At 55.5% G+C, this 22511-nt stretch carries 18 protein-coding genes and 1 pseudogene; 9 read left to right on the top strand and 10 right to left on the bottom strand.

What is annotated here, in order from left to right; all coding sequences use genetic code 11:
- The first annotated feature begins 59 nt into the window (after window positions 1-59).
- The 4 genes from ACESSO_RS04795 to ACESSO_RS04780 all read left to right on the top strand — a co-directional run bounded on the left by ACESSO_RS04795 (window position 60) and on the right by ACESSO_RS04780 (window position 2069).
- Window positions 60-377 (top strand): anti-sigma factor antagonist, encoded by a 318-nt coding sequence (locus ACESSO_RS04795; RefSeq protein WP_302666763.1) that lies wholly within the window; start codon window positions 60-62, stop codon window positions 375-377.
- 22 nt (window positions 378-399) lie between these two features.
- Window positions 400-816: an anti-sigma F factor gene (gene spoIIAB / locus ACESSO_RS04790; RefSeq protein WP_373163993.1), complete on the top strand. Its 417-nt coding sequence runs from the start codon at window positions 400-402 to the stop codon at window positions 814-816.
- A complete protein-coding gene (locus ACESSO_RS04785) occupies window positions 813-1520 on the top strand; it encodes a sigma-70 family RNA polymerase sigma factor (RefSeq protein WP_373163901.1) in 708 nt (235 codons plus the stop codon). Before spoIIAB ends, ACESSO_RS04785 begins: the two co-directional genes overlap by 4 nt.
- A 111-nt stretch (window positions 1521-1631) precedes the next feature.
- Window positions 1632-2069: a DUF5391 family protein gene (locus ACESSO_RS04780; protein ID WP_373163900.1), complete on the top strand. Its 438-nt coding sequence runs from the start codon at window positions 1632-1634 to the stop codon at window positions 2067-2069.
- Window positions 2070-2153: 84 nt separating this feature from the next.
- Here the strand turns inward: ACESSO_RS04780 and ACESSO_RS04775 are convergent, their stop codons facing one another.
- Window positions 2154-3191, bottom strand: a complete 1038-nt coding sequence (locus tag ACESSO_RS04775) for a LacI family DNA-binding transcriptional regulator (protein WP_373163899.1) — start codon at window positions 3189-3191, stop codon at window positions 2154-2156.
- Window positions 3192-3446: 255 nt separating this feature from the next.
- On the opposite strand from ACESSO_RS04775, the gene ACESSO_RS04770 reads away from it, so the two are divergent.
- Genes ACESSO_RS04770 through ACESSO_RS04755 form a run of 4 tightly spaced genes read left to right on the top strand, consistent with a single transcriptional unit; the run spans window position 3447 to window position 8182 of the window.
- On the top strand, window positions 3447-4607 hold the full coding sequence (locus tag ACESSO_RS04770; protein ID WP_373163898.1) for a zinc-binding dehydrogenase: 1161 nt from the start codon (window positions 3447-3449) through the stop codon (window positions 4605-4607).
- A gap of 13 nt (window positions 4608-4620) precedes the next feature.
- The gene (locus ACESSO_RS04765) at window positions 4621-6183 is read left to right on the top strand and encodes a sugar ABC transporter ATP-binding protein (protein WP_373163897.1); all 1563 of its coding nucleotides are present in this window, start codon (window positions 4621-4623) and stop codon (window positions 6181-6183) included.
- A 1-nt stretch (window position 6184) separates the two neighbouring features.
- The gene (locus tag ACESSO_RS04760; protein ID WP_373163896.1) at window positions 6185-7147 is read left to right on the top strand and encodes an ABC transporter permease; all 963 of its coding nucleotides are present in this window, start codon (window positions 6185-6187) and stop codon (window positions 7145-7147) included.
- 51 nt (window positions 7148-7198) lie between these two features.
- Window positions 7199-8182 (top strand): sugar ABC transporter substrate-binding protein, encoded by a 984-nt coding sequence (locus ACESSO_RS04755; RefSeq protein WP_373163895.1) that lies wholly within the window; start codon window positions 7199-7201, stop codon window positions 8180-8182.
- A gap of 93 nt (window positions 8183-8275) precedes the next feature.
- Here the strand turns inward: ACESSO_RS04755 and ACESSO_RS04750 are convergent, their stop codons facing one another.
- Window positions 8276-10681: an ATP-dependent helicase gene (locus ACESSO_RS04750; protein ID WP_373163894.1), complete on the bottom strand. Its 2406-nt coding sequence runs from the start codon at window positions 10679-10681 to the stop codon at window positions 8276-8278.
- Window positions 10682-10796: 115 nt separating this feature from the next.
- A pseudogene (locus ACESSO_RS04745) lies at window positions 10797-11633 on the bottom strand (nucleoside recognition domain-containing protein); the annotation flags it as partial.
- A gap of 304 nt (window positions 11634-11937) precedes the next feature.
- On the opposite strand from ACESSO_RS04745, the gene ACESSO_RS04740 reads away from it, so the two are divergent.
- Window positions 11938-13560 (top strand): recombinase family protein, encoded by a 1623-nt coding sequence (locus tag ACESSO_RS04740; RefSeq protein ID WP_373163893.1) that lies wholly within the window; start codon window positions 11938-11940, stop codon window positions 13558-13560.
- A 50-nt stretch (window positions 13561-13610) separates the two neighbouring features.
- On the opposite strand, the gene ACESSO_RS04735 is transcribed toward ACESSO_RS04740, so the two are convergent.
- The 7 genes from ACESSO_RS04735 to ACESSO_RS04705 all read right to left on the bottom strand — a co-directional run bounded on the left by ACESSO_RS04735 (window position 13611) and on the right by ACESSO_RS04705 (window position 22449).
- Window positions 13611-15362, bottom strand: a complete 1752-nt coding sequence (locus ACESSO_RS04735) for an S-layer homology domain-containing protein (protein WP_373163892.1) — start codon at window positions 15360-15362, stop codon at window positions 13611-13613.
- Between the two features lie 137 nt (window positions 15363-15499).
- Window positions 15500-16861, bottom strand: a complete 1362-nt coding sequence (locus tag ACESSO_RS04730; protein ID WP_373163891.1) for an NCS2 family permease — start codon at window positions 16859-16861, stop codon at window positions 15500-15502.
- 43 nt (window positions 16862-16904) lie between these two features.
- Entirely contained in the window at window positions 16905-17429 is a 525-nt protein-coding gene (locus ACESSO_RS04725) for an adenine phosphoribosyltransferase (RefSeq protein ID WP_373163992.1), read from the bottom strand.
- A 259-nt stretch (window positions 17430-17688) separates the two neighbouring features.
- On the bottom strand, window positions 17689-18852 hold the full coding sequence (locus tag ACESSO_RS04720; protein ID WP_373163890.1) for a YibE/F family protein: 1164 nt from the start codon (window positions 18850-18852) through the stop codon (window positions 17689-17691).
- 140 nt (window positions 18853-18992) lie between these two features.
- Complete coding sequence (locus ACESSO_RS04715; protein WP_373163889.1) at window positions 18993-20909, bottom strand: metallophosphoesterase; 1917 nt, start codon at window positions 20907-20909, stop codon at window positions 18993-18995.
- Between the two features lie 134 nt (window positions 20910-21043).
- Complete coding sequence (locus tag ACESSO_RS04710) at window positions 21044-22204, bottom strand: FeoB small GTPase domain-containing protein (protein WP_373163888.1); 1161 nt, start codon at window positions 22202-22204, stop codon at window positions 21044-21046.
- Complete coding sequence (locus tag ACESSO_RS04705) at window positions 22204-22449, bottom strand: ferrous iron transport protein A (RefSeq protein WP_373163887.1); 246 nt, start codon at window positions 22447-22449, stop codon at window positions 22204-22206. Before ACESSO_RS04705 ends, ACESSO_RS04710 begins: the two co-directional genes overlap by 1 nt.
- Window positions 22450-22511: the final 62 nt, after the last annotated feature.

Here is a 22511-nt window from a genome sequence, read left to right as displayed (position 1 = left end):
GTACCGGGAAGGTACAAGCCTTTTTTGTTTTGACAGAAAAAATGAGGTGAAAAACACTTATGCTGCATATCACACAGGCGGAGAGCGGCGGCGTGCTGACGGTTTCGCTATCGGGTGAGCTGGATCATCATGCTGCGCGCGAAGCCATTGAGCAGAGCGAGGATTTGATGGCGCTCTATCCCTGCGAAAAGCTGGTGCTCAATTTGGCGGGACTGACGTTTATGGACAGTTCGGGCCTTGCGGTCGTGCTGCATCTGCACCGCACCTGTGCGCGCAGCGGCTGCGATTTTGTGGTGCGCGGCACGCCGCCGCAGCCCATGCGTGTGTTTGAGGCGGCGGGTCTGCCGCAGGTCATGATTTTCGAGAGGGGGGAGTAATTTGCGCGCGGTCATCAACAAAATGAGCCTGAAATTTGAAAGCCACTCGGTTAACGAAGCGTTTGCGCGGCAGGCGGTGGGCGCGTTTGTGGCGCAGCTCGACCCAACAATGGAGGAGCTGGGCGATATCAAAACCGTCGTATCCGAGGCAGTCACAAATGCGATTGTCCATGGTTATGCGGATAAAACCGGGTTTATTACGGTCACGGTGCGGTTGCTGGAAGGGCGTATTCTGGAAATTAAGGTTAAGGACACCGGACGCGGTATCGAGAATGTCGAGCAGGCGAGACAGCCCATGTTCACCACTGGGGACGATACCCGCAGCGGCATGGGCTTTACCATTATGGAATCGTTTACCGATAAGCTGCGCGTGCGCTCCACGCCCGGCAAGGGAACGATGGTGACGATGATTAAGCTGCTGCGGGAGCGTGGCGCGTGACCGGAGCAATGCGCGGCTTGCTCGAGCGGGCAGCGGCGGGCGACCGCGATGCGGAAGCGCAGCTGATTGAGGAAAACAGCGGGCTTATCTGGTCGATTGCGCGACGGTACTACGGGCACGGCGTAGACCCGGACGACCTGTACCAACTGGCCTGTGTGGGCTTTATCAAGGCGGTGCGCGGTTTTGACGTGGCGCTCGGCAACGAATTTTCTACTTATGCGGTGCCCAAAATCGCGGGCGAGATCCGGCGTTTTTTGCGGGACGATGGTGCAGTCAAGGTCGGGCGTGCGGTCAAGGAACGCGCGGTGCGCGTGCGTCGCATTCAGGCTGAGCTGGAGGGACGCACCGGGCGCTCGCCCACGGTGACCGAGGTTGCGGCGGCTGCTGGACTGACGGTGGAAGAGGTCGCTTCCTGTGAGCAGGCGGACGTGACGGTGGATTCATTTGAGCGCGAGTTGTCCGGCGGCGGACGGCTGGGCGATATGGTGGGCGATGAGGGCATGGAGGAGCGCACCTGCCTGTATTTGTCACTGGGTGAGGCGATCGGCACACTGCCGGAGCGCGAGCGGCAGGTGCTTTCTTTGCGCTTTTCGCGCGACCTGACGCAGCAGCAGGTATCCAAAATTATCGGGGTGTCACAGGTGCAGGTGTCGCGCATTGAAAAGCGCGCGATTGAAGCGCTGCGTAAGAAACTGGTGGAATAGAGCGGGCAGCATGCTGAATGCGGCCCGCTTTTTTATGGGATGCAGATTGGCGTTGACAGGTCGCGCGGGCTGGGTTAAACTGAAAGCAGATATCGGAAAGGGGTGGAAACGATGCGGAAAACAGTGCGGAAATCGGTGGTTGGCTGGGCTGCGGGTCTGGCTGTAATTTGGGTGATGATCGTGCTTGCCATATCGCTTTCTCCCACGATGCAGGGCAGCATTCCGTATTTCGGCAGCTTTGGCAGCCGCACGATGTGGGTTGCAGCTGCGCTGGCTGCAGCGGTATATCTGATTCCTGCGGTGTTATACGGCGTGGGGCAGCATTGGGCGAAATATCTGCTTGCTGTTATCAACGGTGCGGTAATGGTGGTGACGCTTGTGCTGCTCGGCCTGATGGTAATTATGCTGCTCTTCCAAATCGGCATTGAGGGATGGTATGTCATGGGACTTGACCGATGGTTCGCTCTTGTGGCGGTGTTGGGCGTTGCAGCGTTTATTATGGGTTTCCTGTGGTTCCGGGCGGCGTTTCCCGTGCGCGGGGCGGCTTAAGGTGAATAACGGATGGCGTGGTATGCCGTCTGAAATGATAAGTAAAAGGCTTGATATCTGAAACAAACAGATATCAAGCCTTTTTTATGCGTGCGTGGAAACGGCAAGAGATTGGGGGGAGCGTGGTGGAGCGGTAGTGTCTCGAACGATGAGTTCGGAGGCAACAAGCGACACCAATACGGTGGTATCACCGTTGATAATTTCGTCCAATCGTTTTACCGCCAATTCGCCGATTTTTTGTTTGGGGATACGCATTGTGGTTAAAGCGGGGGAAAAGAGGGAACAAACGAGGGAATCGTCAAAACCGACGATGGAGAGGTCTTGCGGTACACGAAGGGAAGAAAAAGATAGTGCTTTGAGAGCGCCGGCGGCTATGATGTCATTGTAAGCAAAAAAAGCGGTAGGTAAATCGGTGGTTTGCTCCAGATAACGGCTGAAGGCACGACAGGCGGGATCAACAAAAATGGGAAGTGTGATAATATCTTCCGGTCTCAATTCCAAACCGAGCTTTTGTTGGGAATGATAAAATGCGTTTTGTCGTTCCGGCAGTGCGCCGGTGGCCTCGTTAGCGGTTAAAAAGCCGATGCGTCGATGGCCGAGATCGTACAGATAGCGCAATGCCTGATAGACGCTGAAAGTGCTTTCCACCGTGACGGAATTGATGGCGTGTTCGGGAAAGCGCGAGTCAACCACGACGGTTGGAATGCGGGTTGCCGAAAATAAATCGGCATGTATGGGATCAAATTCGGAGGCGAAGAAAATAATGCCGTCCAGAGATTGCTGGTTCGCTTCGTCGAGAAGGTGCGGTAAGCCGGTTAGGTTGGTATTGGTTACATTGATGTTGTAGCCCAGTTTTTTTGCGGTGGAATCCGCTCCGTCGAATATTTTTTCATAAAAATCGTCCACGGATTCAAAGAGATGCCCGGAACCTCGAAAACGAATATAAAGAATGTTTCTTTTGGCGGGAACAGTGGTTTCATGCCGTATGGAATAGCCGTGTTCGGATAGCAGTTTCGCAACTTGCGCTCGGGTTCTTTCGTTCACGCCGGCACGGTTGTTGAGAACTAAGGAAACCGTTGCGGGGGAAACGCCTGCCAATGCGGCAATTTCTTTGAGTTTCATGGGCCTCGCCTCCTGATGCTGATTCTATGATAACGTATGCAAATCAAAATTTCAAATAAAAAATTAAAAAATTTTTTAAATAATTTAATTCCATCAAAAGAAAAATATTCCAGTTATAAGGATAATAACAACAAAAAATAAAAGAATAATTCATAAAAATAGACATATTGACAAAAAAGAAGAAGAATGATTTAATTAAAACACAAAATAAATTTAGATATTTTTTAAAAATTTTAAAGAGAAGGGATGATGGATATGGCAAAACAGGTGAAAGCGGCTGTTATTGAGGGACCGGGAAAAATTTCAATTCAACACTTCCCCTATCCGGATTTGGAGAAGTATGAGGGCGCAGTTTTGAAGGTGATCCAATGCGGCATCTGTGGCACGGATAAGCATTCTTACCGCGGCGAAACAAGACAAAACAGCGGGAGCGACACAGAATTTAACGTTGCCTATCCATACATCATGGGTCATGAGGCAGTTGGGATTCTGGACGCCGTTTCTCCGGGCGTTGTTCGGAAAGATTTTTACGGAGAAGAAATACATGTAGGGGAACGAATTACCTTTTGTCCGGATATCGTATGCGGCGAATGCTACTATTGTCGAACAGCATCGTGGTATCCGTGGTGCGAAGATCCATCACGAGAGTGTTTCGGTAATACCATGTCGATAACGCGGGAGCCAAGTTTGTTCGGAGCCAATGCCGAATACATGTTCCTGCCGCCCAAGGCATATCTGTACAAGGTACCGGACAAGCTCCCGGATGATATGGCAGTTTTGACAGAGCTGATGTGCGTTACTTATTCGCTGGATAAGGCAAAGGAAATGTTTGCGTTTGATGGCGAAGGTTTTGAATTCGGCGGTTCCGTGGTGGTGCTGGGCTGTGGTCCGCTGGGATTGGCACATGTTATCAAAGCCCGCATGCTGGGGGCCGGCACGGTGATTGCAACGGATATTTCGGATTATAAACTTAATTTGGCCAAGGAATTCGGCGCGGATGTTGTACTCAATGTGCGGAATACAACAGCGGACGAGCGGGTGCAGATGGTGCGTGAGGCAACGCACGGGCTGGGCGCTAATGTTGTGTGCGAATGCTCCGGCGTGCCGTCTGTGGTTCCGGAGGGATTGCGTATGGTACGCAAATGCGGCGTATTTCTTGAAGTGGGTATGTATGTGGATATGGGCGGTATTCCAATCAACATGGCAGAGGTGACCGGCAAGAATATTCGCATCATTGGCATGAACAACCACGCGGCTACGGGCTATCGGCCGACCATGGAGATGATGCTGCGCCATCAGAATGATTTTCCGTGGAAGAAGTTTATCAGCCACAAATTTAAGCTGGATGATTATGATGAGGCGATTCGAGTCAGCCAAACGGATGAAAGTATGAAGGTAGTAATTGAAGCGAATTAAAGAAAAGTAAAAAATGCCTTGGGAAATGCGGACAGAACCATCAATATGCGGTGAGAAAGGCGGTGGGAAGATGGAAGGAGCGGGTACAGTTCCGATTATTCGTTTTGAACATGTCACAAAAGTGTTTCCGGGAATCAAAGCGTTGGATGATGTGTCATTCAGCATTCGGGAAGGGGAGGTACACTGCTTACTGGGTGAAAACGGTGCCGGAAAATCAACACTGATGAAAATTTTAACAGGTGTCTACCATGCGGAATCAGGAGAGATCTATTTACGAGGTGAAAAGATAAACGTCGGAGATATTCATCAGGCGCAGAAGCTGCGCATCGGCACTGTTTTTCAGGAAAACAGTCTGATCCCGCATATGACAGTGGCGGAAAACGTCTTTTTGACACGTGAGATAAAAAATAAGGCAGGCTTTATCGATTGGAACAAAATGTATAGCGAATGCGTTCGATGGGGCAGCGAGCTGGGGGTTGCGCTCGATCCTCATATGCAAGTGAAAAAACTTTCGGTTGCGCAACAGCAGATTGTGGAGATCGTTAAGATGTTTTCACAGGACCCGCAAATTGTTATTCTGGATGAGCCAACTTCTTCCCTGTCGGATAATGAAATTGATAACCTGTTCAATATTATTTTGCGCATGCAGAAAAAGGGAATCACGTTCATCTATATTTCACACCGCATGGAAGAAATAAAAAGAATTGGAAACAGCGGAACGGTATTGCGTGATGGAAAGTATATTGCCACCATCGAAGATGTCAAGCAAATGGATATGGACCAAATCATCAAGCTTATTGTAGGGCGTGATTTGGAGGAACAATATCCGGCCCGCCAATCGGAAATCGGCGATGTGCTGCTGGATGTGCAGGGATTAACCGTAAAAGGCTTGATTGAGGATGTTTCCTTTCAAGTGCGTCGTGGTGAAGTGCTGGGCTTTTCGGGATTGGTCGGTGCAGGGCGAACCACTACGGCAAAGGCGGTTTTTGGTGCGCTGAAAAAGGCGGCGGGAAAAATTACTGTGGACGGAAAAGAGGTGCATATCAGAAACCCGCAGGATGCGATTCGGTGCGGTATCAGTTTGCTGCCGGAAAACCGGAAGGAAGAGGGTCTGATTTTAACCAAGTCGATTGCATGGAATATGGTATTTGCCAGTCTGCACAAGTATAAATGCGGCCCGTTTTTGGATGAAAAAAAGCAGTATGCGGATGTGGCGGCATACCGGGATATGCTGTCGATTAAAGCGCCTTCGCTGGATCGGCAAATCAAGTACTTATCGGGTGGCAACCAGCAAAAAGTCGTGTTTGCCAAGTGGCTTTGTGCGGAATCAAAAATTTACTTTTTTGATGAGCCGACAAGAGGCATTGATGTTGGCGCTAAGAGCGAAATGTACAAAATCATAAACATGCTGGTGGGACAAGGGCATGCGGTTGTCGTTATTTCTTCCGAACTGCCGGAAATTTTAGGAATATGCGACCGGGTTGCTGTGTTTCATGAGGGCAGGCTGACAGGAACGCTGGATAGAAAGGATGCAACGCAGGAAGCCATTATGCACTATGCGTTAGGAGGGCAGTGAGATGGAACAGGCAAAACAGATTTGGGTCAAAATAAAACGGGTAAACGGAATAGGATCGCTGTTGCCGCTTGCACTCTTACTGGTTTTCTTTGCTGTCACAACAGATACCTTTTGGAGTACCAATAACCTGATGCAGATCCTGCGGCAGTCCGCCGTATATGTCATCATGGGTATCGGAATGACCTTTGTAGTATTGACCGGCGGCATTGACCTGTCACAAGGATCGCTCTTGGCATTGTGCTGTGTGACAAGCGGTCTGACGCTGAATGCGACGGGAAGTATTCTGCTATGTATTGTGGTAGCGTTGGCAACAGGGTTTCTGGTTGGACTTATCAATGGAGTCATCGTTGCGTACATCAAGATCCCTGCCTTTATCATGACGCTTGGTTCCATGTATATTGTGCGTGCAGTGACCCTGTGGATCACAAATTCTGCACAAATTGCGGTAAAGAATGACAGGTTTTCGTTTATTGGACAAGGCTTTTTGGCAGGTATTCCCGTTCCGGTCTATGTCTTTATTATCATTGCAATTGCGGCGTACATCTTTTTGGCGCATACCGCATCCGGACGGTATATCTTTGCAGTGGGATCGAATTGCGAAACCGCGCGTCTTTCCGGTGTGAATGTGGAACGAACAACCATTCAGGTGTTTGTGTTGTCCGGGTTGGCAATTGCATTGGCATCGGTCGTTTATTTGGCACGCCTAACCGCAGCACAGCCTACAGCCGGTCAGAGCTACGAAATGGAAGCGGTTGCCGCTACTGTGATTGGCGGCACCAGCATTGCCGGTGGAGAAGGCGGTATTTTCGGCACCGTAATCGGCGCCATTATCGTTACAGTGATTCGCAACGGATTGGTACAGCTTGGTGTGGGAAGCTATTTTACCACGTTGGTTGTCGGTGTGATTATCATCGCCGCAGTTTCATTGGATGTGATTCGTACGCGGATTGCGTCGAATAAATAAGCACAATCGGTAGAAAATCAACAAGAGAAGCTTGTATGGAGGGAATCACAGATGAAAAAGTCGTTAGCAGCAGTATTATCGGCAGCAATGTTGTGCATGGCAATCAGTGCTTGCGGAGGACAGAATAATGCATCCGGAACAGATGACAGCACGGACAACGCAGCCGGCTCCGGCGGCGAAAATGGAACGATTGCCGTTGTGACCAAAACCATGAATAATCCATTCCATGTGACATATGGCGAAGCGATTAAGGAGGCAGGCGAAGCCGCGGGCTATGAAGTTGTTGTTTCCGGACCGGACGCAGAAACAGACGTGGATAAGCAGATCAGCTTGATTGAAACCTACATCGAGCAAGGGGTAACGGCAATTGTCACCTCGGCTTGCTCCTCCACGGCTATCGTAGATGTGATTGAGCAGGCGGATGAGAAAGGAATACCGGTATTTCTGGTGGATTCCGGCGCGGATGGCGGGCCGTATATTTCGTTTATCGGCACAGACAATTATGCCGGCGGGCAATTGGCAGGCGAATGGGTCGGTGAAAATGTCGATGCAGGCAAGTGTGTTATTCTGGATGGCAATTCCGGCAACGATGCAACAACCAAACGTGTTAAGGGATTTACGGAAGTGATTGAATCTCAGTATCCGGACATTGAAATTGTGGCTTCGGATTATGCAAACTGTGAAATCTCCAAGGCGATGGAAGTTACGGAGAATTTCCTGGCGGCCTATCCGGATTTGAAGGTCATTTTCTGCGCAAACGATAATATGGCAATCGGCGCGGGTCAGGCGGTTGCAGCGGCAGGCTTGCGTGATCAGATTAAGATTTGCGGTTTTGATGGTCAGCCGGACGCAGCGCAGGCAATTATTGACGGCGAAATCGACGCTACTATCGCACAAAAGCCTGCAACAATGGGAAAAATGGTAGTAGAGGCTATTGAAGCATACCTTGCAGGTGAAACTGTGGAAAAAGAAGTGGATACGGGATGTGACATTGTTACTTCGGAAAATGCGGAAACCTATCTGGAATGGCAATAATCTGACAATCTCTCTCTTTTCTCCTATTTACTGTATGCCTGTGGCATAAGTAAGGCGGCTGCCAATCGGCAGCCGCCTTACTTTTTGTATTTTTCAGATTTTCTGCATAAAATTGGCCGCTGCCTTGGCCATAAGTCGTTTGGTGCCCTTCTGGTCGAACGCGATTTCCAGCAGTGCGTCATTGCCCATCGGCTTTACCGATACAATCATACCGTCGCCAAAGGCTTTATGATGCACGCGGCAGCCCGCCGGAAAATCCGGCAGCGGCGCACCCGCAGCCTTGGGTGCAGAAGCAACCGAGGACGCGGACGAAAGCGTGCGCGCACGTGTGATCTGTGCACGGGGCAGGCCGGGTTCGGGCTGGGTGGCGGAGGAGAACATACGGCTCTCCACGATGTTGCTGTCGAGCAGCTCACGCGGCATCTCGTCGATGAAGCGCGAGGGATGCGCGTACTGTGTGCGGCCGTACAGCAGGCGGCGCTCGGCGCAGGTCAGGTAGAGCTGTTCTCTGGCGCGCGTGACCGCAACATAGCACAGCCGCCGCTCCTCTTCCATATCCTCCTCGCGTTCCATTGCGCGGAAGCCGGGAAACAGACCGTCCTCCATGCCTGCAAGGAACACGATGGGGAACTCCAGGCCCTTGGCGGAGTGCATGGTCATCATCAGCACCGCATCCTCGTCCTCGGCAGACTGGTCTGCATCGGTGTAGAGCGCCATGTTTTCCAAAAAGCCGCCCAGCGTGGGCGCTTCGTTCTTTTCCTCATAGTCGACAATGTAGGATTTCAGTTCTTCAATGTGCTCCAAACGGCCCTGTTCTTCCATGCCGCCCTTTTCTTCGAGGGCATGGCGATAACCGGTTTTTTCGAGCAGCTCGTCGTATAGCTCGGAGAGCGAAAGAAATTCCCGCTGCTGACGCAGGTTTTCCATCATCGTACCGAATTTCTCCATTGCGGATGCGCTGCGCGTGAGCGGCGCAAACTGCGAGGCGTTGCGCACGACGTCATACAGCAGCATGCCGTTTTCCAATGCGATTTGCGATGCGGTCTCGACTGATTTGTCTCCGATTTTGCGCGTGGGTACGTTGATGATGCGCCGCAGACGAAGTTCGTCCGCCGGGTTTTCCAACACCCACAGATAGGCGAACATATCGCGCACCTCGGCGCGTGAGAAGAAGTCGCGGCCCTTATAGACGCGATAGGGGATGCCTGCGCGGATGAACGCGGCAGCAATGTTATCCGAAAGAACGTTGTTGCGGTACAAAATCGCAAAATCGCTCCACCGCCGGCCTGCTTCCACACCCTCGCGGATGGTGTCCGCGATATAGGCGGCTTCGCCCTCCTGACTGTCCGAGCGATGCAGATGGATTTTCGATCCGCCCGCCTGATCGGTCCAAAGCTCCTTACCCTTTCGGCCGACGTTGTTGCGGATGACTTCGTTGGCGGCGCTCAGAATATTGCCGGTCGAGCGGTAATTCTGCTCCAGACGGATGGTTTTGGCGTTTTTAAACTGCTTTTCAAACTCGAGAATGTTGGCGATGGTCGCGCCGCGGAATTTGTAGATACTCTGATCATCGTCGCCGACCACGCAGATATTCTCATAATGCCCCGCGAGCAGACTGGTCAGCACATACTGGGCATAGTTGGTGTCCTGATACTCGTCCACCAGCACATAGCGGAACTGCCGCTGATAATAGTCCAGCACGTCCGGGTTGCTTTGCAGCAGCAGCACGGTTTTCATGATGATGTCGTCGAAGTCGAGCGCGCAAGCCTTGCGCATCTCCTTTTCGTACAGCTTATAGACATCCGCAACCTTTTCACGGAAGTAGTCGCCCGCAGCGTCCGCGGCGAACTGCTTCGGCGTCATCAGCTTGTCCTTGGCGCGGCTAATCATACTGATAACCGTGCGCGGGTCAAAGGCTTTCGGGTCGAGATTTAACTGCTTGAGCAAGTTCGTGACCACACGCTTTTTATCGTCCTCGTCGTAGATGGTGAACGCACTGTCAAAGCCCAGAAGATCGCCGTGGCGGCGCAGAATGCGCAGACAGGCCGTGTGGAAGGTGTAGGCCCAGACGTCGTTTGCCGCTTGTTCGTCGGGCAGCGCGGCCAGCAGACGGTCGCGCAGCTCGCGTGCGGCCTTATTGGTAAAGGTGATGGCAATGACCTGCCACGGGCGCGCGGCATCAACCGCGCACAGCTTTTCGGCGCGCGCGCGGTTTTCCGGCTTGGGTGCGGTCAGATATTCGGTCAGGAACAGCAAGTCATCCTCGGTTGCGCCCTCAGGAGCGAATTGGCTGGTCAGCCCCTGTCCGAAGCGCAGAATGTTGACGATGCGGTTGATGAGCACAGTGGTCTTGCCGCTGCCTGCGCCTGCCAGAATGAGCAGCGGGCCTTCGGTGGTGAATACCGCCTCTCGCTGGCGGTCGTTCAAGTGCGCGAAGGATTGCTCGATAATCGCGCGCCGTACGGCGGCGTATTTTATGTCAAATTTGGTCGGTTCCATGGGGTTCCTCGTTTCATTTTGGAGATACGAAATCAGTATAGCATAAACCGGGAAAGAAAACAAATGTTCTTGTGCTCTGTGCACGTAAAAAAGCCGCCCTGTGAGGCGGCTTTTTTCAGATAAGTCCGATGAGTGTGCATACGCCGTGTACCGCAAGGCAGAGTGCAAGGCCGAACGCGGTTGGCAGAGCAAAGGCGGCAAGCGTCCATTTGATGCTGCGTGTTTCTTTCCAGATGGTCAGGCAGGTGGTCGAGCACGGCCAATGCGCTACCGAAAACACCAGTGTGCACAGCGCGGTGCAGACCGTCCAGCCGTTGGCCAGCAGCAGTGTACGGAACGCGGCAAGGTCGGCAACATCCGTAATAGATCCGGTTGCAAGGTAGCCCATGACGATGAGCGGCATGACCAGCTCGTTTGCCGGAAAGGCAAGGATAAAGGCCAGCAGAATCACGCCGTCCAGACCGAACAGACGCCCGGCAGGGTCGAGCAAGGCGGTCAGGTGCGAAAACACTGATATGCCGCCGATGTCGAGATTGGCCAGCAGCCAAATCAGTGCGCCTGCGGGTGCAGCTACCGCCGCCGCACGACCGAGCACGAACAGCGTCCGGTCGAACACGCTGCGCACAATCACCTGCCCAATCTGCGGGGCGCGGTAGGGCGGCAATTCGAGCGTAAAAGAGGAGGGGGCGCCTTTCAGTACGGTTGCCGACAGCAGGCGAGAGGCTGCAAGGGTCAGCACGACGCTACCTGCGATTACGGCGGTGAGCAGCAGTGCACCGCCTGCTGCGCTGTCCGTGAAAAACACGGCACATAGGAAAATCAGCAGCGGAAACCGCCCGTTGCAGGGCGCGAACGTGTTGGTCAGAATGGCGATGAGCCGCTCCCGCGGTGAGTCGATGATGCGGCAGCCGGTCACGCCGCAGGCGTTGCATCCGAAACCCATGCACATGCTTGGGTAAGCGGCATAGAAGATGAGCATCTGCATCAGCGCTTCTTTGATAAAAGTTTTTTGTACCAAGTTTCTGCACCAGTCAGGCAATCCAGGAAGCGAAGAAGCATAAAATTCAACCGAGATGGAAAGGAGGCCGATCTGTGAACGATACGCAGACAAACGAGCGTTCAGCGCAGTATCGTCAATTTCTGCTCGAACTGCTCGAGAACGTCATTGCGGCACAATTTGAGGCAGAAACAGTCGGGACACAGGCATAACGCATCGGATTGCTTGCAGGCGGTGATTAGAAAGGAGGGCGTATGCTATGTGTGAAGTAACAGCCGCCTGCAGGGCGGTTCTGTACCTGCGGCTGAGCCGCGACGACGACAATCTCGGCGAAAGCAAGAGCATCCAGAACCAGCGCAGCCTGCTGCAAGGGTATGCGGCACAGCACGGGTTCACCATCGTCGGGGAATATGTGGATGACGGCTGGTCGGGTACACGGTTCGACCGTCCGCGCTTTCAGGATATGCTCCGTGATATGGAGCAGCACCGGTTCGAGGTCGTGCTGGTCAAGGATCTGTCGCGGCTGGGGCGCGATTATATCCAGACTGGGCGGTATCTGGAATTGGTGTTTCCTGAGCATGGCGTGCGCCTTATCGCGGTAGGGGACGGAATCGACACTGCGCGGGCGGATACCGACCTCGCGCCGTTTCGAAATGTCATCAACGAGATGTATGCCCGCGATACCAGCCGCAAGATTCGCGGCGCGCTGCATACCAAAATGCGGGCAGGTAAGTTTATCGGCAATTTTGCGCCATACGGGTATCAAAAAGATCCCCAAGACAAAAACCACCTGATTCCGGATGAGCGGGCCGCCGCGACCGTGCGGCAGATCTTTGCATGGGCGGCGGCAGGCAAGCGCCCGGCGGAGATCGCGCGGATGCTGAACGAGCGCGGCGAGCCGCCGCCGGCTGTCTATCGCACCTTGGTGCATCCGGGACTCAATCCAAACCATTCCTCCAAATACAAGGTATGGACCTCGGTGGGGGTTAGCCGTATGTTGCAGGATGTGGTGTATCTGGGGCATATTGCGCAGGGGAAGACCGACAAGGTCAGCTTCAAAAGCAAAAAGACCCGCGAAAAGCGGGCGGACGAGTGGATCATCGTTCCAGATTGCCATGAGCCGCTGGTTTGCCAGCAGACCTTTGACGCGGTGCAGCGCCAGCGGTCGGCTCGTCGCTGTGACCGGAAAGGGGCGTTTTCCAATCTGTTTTCCGGGCTCGTCTTTTGCTTGGACTGCGGCAAGGCCATGTCCACGGTCGGCACGCGCAAGAAAGGCTCGGCGGCGAGTCTAGCCTGCGGCGCGTACAAACTCCGGGGCACCGCTGCCTGTTCCAATCATTTTATCTCCTATGAGTCGCTCTACCACTGTGTATTGGATGCGGTGCGGCGCTATGTCTGCCTGTCCGAACAGGACTGCGATGCCTTATTCGAGCGGTTGCAGCATCGCCTGCGTCTGGATGAGCGGGGACGAGAAGCAGGCCGTGAGCGGGAACGGCTGACACAGGAGCTAACGCGGGTACAGCGTCTGGTTGCGCAGCTTTATGAAGATCGCGCGGCAGGGAAGATCGGGGAGACAAACTTTTATCCGCTGCTCGAACGGTATGAGCGCAAAACGGCTGCGCTGCAGCAGCAGATCGACGCGGTGCAGTCGGATTGTGGGGCGCAAAGCTTGCAGCGGCTACAGGAACGCTTGCGGGCGATCATTCGCCGCTATACGGATGTGGAGGAATTGACACCGTCTCTGCTGTTTGAACTGATCGAGCGGATCGAGGTCGGACAGGGTACATACGAAAAAACAGAAAAAGGCAAGGTGAAGCGGCAGAAAGTTATCATTCATTTTCGCTTTCTGCCCGTACCCTGTGAAATCGACTGGATAGAATAAACGGGACGTACTTGGATGGTACGTCCCGTTTGTTTTTGTCTGTTATGGAGCTATGTCAGTGCGGTGAAGCTCGTCAGGATTTTTGCACCCTCCGCGCGGGTGGCGCTGCCCTGCGGGGCGAGCGTGGTTGCGGTGCGGCCGTTCAGCAATCCGGACGCAACCGCCCACTGCATGGCTTCCTGCGCGTATGCACTCACCTGTGCGGCATCCGTGTACACGGACAGATCGGCGCGTGCGCTGGTATCCATGCCGAGGTAATTTGCCAGACGGTAGAGCAGTACGGCGGCCTGTTCGCGGGTAACTGTGTCATTGGGTGCAAAGGTTTCGTCGTTGTAGCCGGTCACGAGTCCGTTGGCCCGCGCCCAGTAGACGGGCAGGGCATAATAGGCGTTTGCATCCACATCGGCATAGGGATAGCCGAGGTTATCGCCCACTTCGGGCTTGCCTGCGAGGTTATACAGCACCGTGGTCAGCATGGCGCGTGTGACAACCGTATCGGGCGAGAAGGTATAGGCGCTCGTGCCATTCATCAGCCCCTGCTCGACAACCTCGCCCACGCTGTCATAATACCAGCTTTCCGCGGGTACATCGGTGAACAGGCGGCCGTACTTGGTCAGTGTGCAGGTGACAACCGGGCTGTTCAGATGGCCGGATAGCATGGCGATGCACTTGGTGGTTGTCGTGGGCGCGAACGGCCCGGTATAGGGCGTGCTTTCGGCGGTCGGCGTGGAGCCGTCGGTCGTGTAATAAATGGACGCGCCCGCAGTGGCGCACGAGAGCGTCAGCAAGCCGTTTTCATAGGAAACCGTCGGCGCAGACGTTGGCGGTATGCCGGCAACCGTTTTGGTTGTCACCGGCGTGCGCGTGCCGTATTTGTCAATGCCGACCACGGTGAACGTTGTGTCCTTGGTAATGGTAATCGGGCCGGTGTATTTCTGGCTTCCCAGATGCGGGGTCGCGGTGCTGGTCGTGTAATACAGCGTTAGCCCCTTGTCTGCAGTTGAAAACGTAACCGAAACACCGTTGTCACCCGGTGTGGAGGTGATGGTCGGCGCAGTATACGCGGGCAGGTTAGTTCCCTTGTTCGGGGCGCTGGTGTAGACAACGCCGTTTTGTGGGGTGATGCCGCGGCGGCGCAGCAGTTCGGCTACGGTTACGAACTCATAGCCCTGCGCTTTGAGCGTATCAATTGCGCGCAGCGCACCCTGTACGCTGGTTTGATAGATGTCGTGCGTCAGCACGATTGCACCATCATGCGCGCCTTTGATGATGTTGTTGTAGACCGTGTTTGCGTTGCGGTACTTCCAGTCGAGCGGGTCCACGCTCCACAGGATGATGGGCGCGGCAACTGTGCTCTTGACCGCGCCGCCTGTTGCGCCGCCGGGGGTGCGCACCATGTCGGTGTATGAGCCGCCCATGCGGTCAAACAGCAGACTTTCCACGCGGCTGACCTCGCTCGAGATCGTGCTCGCGCCGTAGCTGTCGAACGGGATGAGGTGCTGATAAGTATGGTTTGCGAGCTGGTGACCCTCGTCCCGCATGCGGGTGAGCAGGTCTTTGTGGTTGACAATGCCGTGTGAGCCGTTTGTACCGTTCATAAAGAAGGTTGCCTTGGCGCCACGGGCTTTCAGACCATCGAGCAGGGTGGCGGTATAGGTCGAGGGGCCGTCATCAAACGTGAAGGCAATCAGTTTGGTGTTTGTGCTTGCGGCAACAGGTGTATCCTCGGCTGCCGCAGCAAGCGGCAGGCAGGGGACAAGAAGCGCAAGCATCAGCAATAGGGCGGTGAGTCTTTTTTTCATAATAATCTCCTTTTCGGGGAAAACGTGGGATGTAAGATATCCACATTGTAATCGTTTTTTACCGTGCCGTCAATCATTCGATGCAGGATATACAAAAGCCGCCATCCTGGAGGATAGCGGCCCGTGCGATATTCTGCTTACAGGAAGATATATTTGAGAATGAACAGCACCGCCAGTACATACATGAGCGGGGTGACCTTCTTGCCCTTGCCTGCGGCAAGGTTCAGCAAAACATAGGAGATAACGCCCATCGAGATGCCTTCGGAAATGCTGTAAAACAGCGGCATGGAGATGATGGCGAGATAAGCCGGGATGGCTTCGGTCAGGTTGTCCAGATCGAAGCGGATTTCGGTGACCGTGCCGACCATCAGGAAGCCAACCATAATCAGCGCCGGAGCGGTGGCAAAGGAGGGGATAGCGGTGAAAATCGGCGCGAACAGCGTGGAAACCAGGAACAGAATGCCAGTAACCAGCGCAGTCAGGCCGGTGCGGCCGCCGACAGCCACGCCGGAGGCGGACTCGACAAAGGTCGTGGTCGTCGAGGTGCCGAGAATAGCGCCCGCCGAGGTCGCAATCGCGTCGGACAGAAGCGCGGGCTTGATGCGCGGCAGCTTACCGTCCTTGTCGAGCATGTTCGCCTTGGTGGCTACGCCGATCAGCGTGCCGAGCGTGTCAAAGATATCGACGAACAGGAACGAGAAGATGACCACGATGAAGTTGAAGATGCCGACCGCGCCGAAATCCACATTGAAGCACTGGCCGAAGGTCAGACCGAGCTTGGTAAAGTCGGTCATGCCGAAGGCCGGGAACAGGGTGTAGAAGCCCGCTTCCACGTCCGGGATATACAGGCCGGTCAGCTGGCACAGCATACCGATGATCCAGGTCGCCAGAATGCCGAACAGAATTGCGCCCTTAACCTTGTGGATATACAGCACCGCGGTAATAAACAGGCCGACCAGCGCGAGCAGCGCGCAGATACCCGAGGTGTGGAAGTTGTCGGTAAAGCTGGTGATGGTGACGAGCGTGGAGGAGTCGATCGACAGCCCCGCGTTTTGCAGGCCGATGAAGGCGATAAACAGGCCGATGCCGACCGAAACGCCCTTTTTGAGCGTCAGCGGGATGGCGTTGAAAATCGCTTCGCGCACGTTGGTCAGTGACAAAACGATAAAGATCAGGCCCTCGATAAAGACCGCGAGCAGCGCGACCTGCCATCTGTAGCCGTAACCGGCGACAACGGTGTACGCCATAAAGGCGTTCAGGCCCATGCCAGCGGACAGCGCAAACGGCAGGTTTGCCATGAATGCCATGCAGACCGTGCCGAGGCAGGATGCCAGCGCGGTCGCCAGCAGTACGGCGGTGGTATCCATACCGGTCGAGCCGAGCACGCTCGGGTTGACCGCAAGGATGTATGCCATGGTCATGAAGGTGGTAATGCCCGCCATGACCTCGGTGCGGACGGTGGTGTGGTTGTCCGACAGTTTGAACATCTTTTCAAACATGTGTGGTTTCAGCCCCTTTTTATTTTCTCTATTTTCCCTTTTCTTATTTGCCGTCGTAGGATACAACGGTGGCGAGCGGATAGTCCTGCAGACGGTCGCGGCCGTGCAGTCCCTTCAGCTCGAGCAGGCAGACGATCTTGACCACGGTTGCGCCGAGCGACTCGAGCAGCTTGGCCGCCGCTTCCAGCGTGCCGCCCGTGGCGATGAGATCGTCGATCAGCACGACACGCATCCCCGGCTGGATGTCGTCACGGTGTACCTCGATCGAGGCGGTGCCGTACTCCAGCTCGTAGGACATCCCGGCGGTCGCACGCGGCAGCTTGCCGGCCTTGCGGATCGGAATGAACGGCTTGTGCAGCTTGTAGGCGATCGGCATACCGAACAGGAATCCGCGCGATTCCAGCCCTGCGATCACATCAAAGTTTTCCCCCTCCAGCAGCGCGGCCATTTCGTCCACCGACAGCTGCAAGCCATCCGCGTTGCCGATGACCGTGGTGATGTCTCGGAAGATCACGCCCCGTTCGGGAAAATCCGGGATGCTGGTGATATATGGTTCGATTTTGCTCATGCTTCCTCCTCCATGCAGTGTTCTTTCCGCATTCTGTGTGTGGGCCTGTGCCGCCCGCAGGCGACAAATCATACACAACCATTTTAAGCAAAACCGACGCGCATTACAAGAGTTTTATTACATGAAATCCGGTGAGAAATCCTGTTATCTTTTACATTTTGGGTATCTTGGAATCGGTTTCCAGACAATTTGCGGAAAAGTGTACGGATTATAACCCAGCGGCGGCGCCTTGTCCCAAAGGCGCCGCCGCTGGATTGGTTTAGGCTGCTGGTGTTTTTCGGCCGAGCGTGTACAGGAAAACGGCGAGCAGCACGGTCACCGGGACGCTCAGCACGATGCCGAAGCTGCCGGCCAGCCCCTGCATGATGGCTATGCCGATGTTGTTGGAATTGATGATTTGCAGATAGGGCAGGTCGTAGGCATAGTCGAGCACCAGCATGCTGATGCTGCCGCCCGCAAAGGCGAGGATAAGCGTGTTGGAGTCCGTGCCCATCATGTCGCGTCCGACGCGCATGCCCGCGCGGAACAGCTCGCGGCGGGAGATATCCGGCGTCTGGGTGTGGATCTCGCTGATGGCGCTGGCGATTGACATGGCAACATCCATCGTGGCCCCCAGACTGGAGATCAACAGGCCGGAAAACAGCAGGCCGCCGACCTGGATGCCGTTGGTGTTCCACAGTGTCAGCAGGCTTTCGATGTCGCTGACGTTCCAGCCCGTGATGCCCGAAGCTGCGCTGAACGCGGTCGCGGTCAGACCTGCGATGCACACGCCCGCAACCGTACCGCCGGTCGCGACCAGCGTTTTCATCGTCGGGCCGCCGATCAGGTACATGGTGACGATCGTGGTGATAGTGCAGATGAACACCGACACCCAGAATGGGGAATGGTCGCGGTAGACAAGCGGCAGATACATGAATAGGATGCAGAAAAAGGTGAACACCAGACCGAGCGCGCCCTTCACGCCCTGCTTGCCGCCCACAAGACACAGCACCAGCAGGTACAGCCCCGCAAATACATAGATAACGGTTTCGCGGTCCTGCGCATAGACGCTTGCAACGGTCGAGTCGCCCGACACGCTCTGCATGACGATGACCTTCATTCCCACGGTGCAGCCCGCGCCGAACAGATAGCCGGAGGAGCTGGTCATTTCGAGCGTCTGACCGGCGCGCGCGCCGGTTTTCATTTCCACGCGCACCAGCTGCTCGCCCACACGACTGCCGTCGTACTGCAAGTTGTCCTGTATGATCTCGGTGACGACACCTTTCTCAAAGGTCTGCCCTTCACGGGAGACGAGTCCGAATTTATCTACCGCATTGATGCGCACAACAAATACGCAGAACACAAGCAGCAGCAAAAGCGGCGGCGCCCAGCGGAGCAGCAGACGGCGGACGGGTTGTTTTTGGTCGGTATGCAAATCAATCACTCGCTTTACGGAAATGGATAATGTCTTGCGCGCAAGGCAAAGACGAAAAACAGGGGAAACCGGAAAATTCTCCGCGGATGCGCTGTCATCCGCGGAGAATCTGCCGAAAGAATGTAGGAACGGAAGAAAGAGGGGGAAAATTACTTGGTGGTGATGGTCAGCGTGCCATTCGATACCGTGCCCTTGATGCCCAGCGTGGACAGCAGGCTTGCCGGGACATAGTAGTTGCCGTTTACGTCGGCAGCGGCCGTGGTCACGGTCTTGCCGTTTACCTGCATGGTCAGGGTTTGCTTGACGCCGGTCGCCTCGGCAGCCGGGGCAAGGGCTGCGGTGTCGTAGTGCTCGCCGGTGATGACGATGACGCCGTTCTTCCACTCGACGTTAAACTGGGCAGCTGTGCCGTTTACCGCGGTGGCAAGGTCGCGCAGGCGGTAGTAGGTCTCACCGCTGACCGAAGCGGTCGCAACCTGCTTGGCTGCGCCGTCCACGGTGACCGCTGCGGACTGCTCATCGGTCTTTTTGATGGTGAAGGTGTTGTCGATCTTTTCCACCTTTCCGGCGTCGGTGATTTGGTAGGTGTCGATCGAGAAGGTGTCGGCCGTCAGGTTGATGACCGAGTAACTCGGCAGCCAGTTCTGGCTGCGCTCGGCGACGTAATCCTGCTGAGAAGCGATCAGCTCATAGAACTTGGAACCCGAAGCGGAGTTTGCGGTCATGTACAGGATGCCCTGCGGGTTGGTGACCGTGTTGCCCTGCATATCCTCGATGGTGTAGCACTCGTTGTCGGCTTGGAATGCGTCGTGCTTGGCCTGACCGGCTTCATCCTCGGGATAGAGCGGGATCTGCTCATCGGTCTGGGTGTTGTACGCATTGTCCCAGTCGTAGTCCGAGCCGTCCTCGTTGAGGCGGAATTCGTAGGTGCCGTGGGTCTGACCGTCGCCGTAGAGCAGCTTGGTGCGGCTGTAGGTGTGGTCGTGGCCCTGCAGAACGACGTCGATGTCGTATTCGTCAAAAATTGGGGTCAGCTGGGTGCGCAGGATCATGCCGTCGGTGTCCGAGTGGTCAAGGCCAGAGCCATAGATGTCCTGATGGATGGTGACGATGCGGAATTTAGCGTCCGGGTCGGAGGCTACGGCTTTCTGGATGGTTTTTTCATGCTCGGCCACGTTGTAGTTGTTGGTGTTGAGCACGATGAACAGGCTGGAGCCGTAGGAGTAATAGTAGTCACCGCCCGCTTCGGTTTCACCGTAGCCGGTCTGGTTCGGGTTGTAGAAGTGGTACTGGTAGTCCGCGTTGAGTGAGTCGTGGTTGCCGATCGTGGTGGCAACCGGCAGGCTGGTCAGCGCGCTGGCGGAAAGGTAACCCGCGTACTCCTCTTCCTTGGGCTTGCCGGTCTTGTTGATCTGGTCGCCCGCGGAAATCACGAAATCAAGCCCCGGATTCTGCTGGAGCGCAATATCCAGTGTGCGGTCCCAGGCAAAGCTGTCGTTACGCGCGGCGGTGTTGGCAGCGCCGCTGTCCGCAGCAAGCGCTTCGCCGTTCTGCGTCTGACCCTTGGAAGCGCCGATCTGCGGGTCGCCGACGTACAGGATCTGCGCGCTTTCAAAGTCGCCGGTCTGGTAGGTCTTGACCTCGGTCTGCACACCGTTCTTTTCTACCGTGTAGTAGTAGGTGGTGTTGGCCTTCAGACCGGTCACAGTAACATGGTTGTAGGAATAGGCCGTGCCATCGGTCAGGCTGGTGTCCACGGCGGCAGAAGTGCCGGTGAACCCAGCAAGGTTATTCTTGTCCGTGCCGAAGTGGACGACCGGCGTTGCGCTCTTGCCGGTCTCGTCCTTGCTGTACCAGGCGAAGTTCAGCTGGGTCTCGTCCGCGCCGGGTGTCATGGAAACCTGCGTGTAGTCGGTGGCAATGGTGTTCCACGCTTCGGTCCATGCCTGCCAGCCCGCAGCACCGGTGACGCTTGAATCGTTATAGTCCGCTGCGGAAGCGAACGGGTAGGTGCCGAGCAGCAGCGTGCTGGTCAGGATGCCTGCCAATACTCTTTTTGTCTGCATTCGTGATTACTCCCTTTTTTGCATGTAATTGCAGGGTGTGAATTGATTTTCCCTGTGTCCAAAAGCGAGTATAGCACCGCAAAATATCCATCTCAACCACTCTTGCCAAAGCTTAGCCTACATTTTAACTGCCTTTAACGCAGATGGAAATGCAGCGCATTGCGCATCCGTTTTTGACCCAAGCACATGGTTAGGCTTTGTTTGCCGCAGGCATGCGCGCAGCGGAAGGCATGGTCGAGCTGAAAGGCGACGCGCGGCAGATAGCCTGCGTCCTCGAGCAGTGTAAACAGCGGAAAAAAGATGGCCATGGGCGGCAGCATGACCGAGATGACGGTCGCGAGTACGCGCCACAGGCCGTCGACCAGCAGGGAAACGGCAAACGGCGGCAGACCGAGTGTGGACAGAAAGGTGGCAAACGGTGTGCTCAGACCGAGCAGATGTTCGCCCAGCCATTCGCTCGGGACATTAGCGCCAAACAGAGTGATGTAAAACACAAGCGCAAGCAGCAGCAGCATGAGAGGCAGCCCGAACCGGCGGCTGAGCAGGATACGGTCGATACGCCGGTCGCGCGCATCTGCATCCGCGGGGACCTGCACGCAGGTCAGGGCGATTTCCTCGGCGCGCAGCGCTGCCGCAGCGGTTAGTAAATCATCCAGCTGCTGCACGGACAGTCCTTCGGGCGGGCAGTCTGAAAGCGCAGCCAGCGCATCTGCGCGCGCAAGGCCGGATGCGCGTATGGCCTGCTCGATTTCGGCGGAATAACGGATAGCGGTGGGGTGAGGGACGGTTTCACCGTTTAATATACGGCACACAGCTTGCGTCAGCGAGGGCAGACCGCGGCCGCGCCGCGCCGCACACGGCACAACCGGTACGCCCAACTCGCGCTCAAGTGCAGGTATGTCGATGTGGATGCGCTTTTTTCGCGCCTCATCCATCAGGTTCAGGCATACCACGACGTTAGGCAGGAGTTCCAGCACTTGCAGAATCAAAATGAGATTGCGCTCCAGACAGGTTGCGTCCGCAACCAGAACGGCCGCATCCGCTTCGCCGCCGGCGAGAAAATCCCGCGCGACACGCTCCTCTGCCGAGCGGGGGCGCAGCGAATAGGTCCCCGGCAGGTCGACCAGCGTCATTTCGCGGCCGCCGCAGTGCATTGTGCCGCGTGCGCCCGACACCGTCTTGCCGCTCCAGTTGCCGGTGTGCTGGCGCGCGCCGGTCAGCGCGTTGAACACAGTGGATTTGCCGACGTTGGGGTTGCCCATCAGCGCCACGACTGGGGTTCGCTCCGACTCCATCAAGCGTCCACCCCGATTTCGATTTGCGCGGCGTCATCCGCTCGCAGTGCGATGATCGCGCCGCGGATGCGGTAGGCTGTCGGGTCGCCCGCTGCGGCACGTTGGATGCAGGATACCCGCGTGCCTGCCACTAGCCCGAGGTCCTGCAGGCGGCGACGCATGCCGCCTGACAGATGCAGCGCATGCACGCGCGCCCGTGAGCCTTCGGGCAGGTCGGACAGCGGGGAAAAGATTTCGTGGTCCATGCAATCATTCCCAGTTTGAAAGATTTCGGCCGCACTTCCCGCGGGGGGAAGGCGGTCATTGC

The sequence above is a fragment of the Agathobaculum sp. Marseille-P7918 genome, from assembly GCF_964248325.1.
GTDB lineage: Bacteria > Bacillota > Clostridia > Oscillospirales > Butyricicoccaceae > Agathobaculum.
This window is presented reverse-complemented; position numbering and strand designations above follow the sequence as displayed.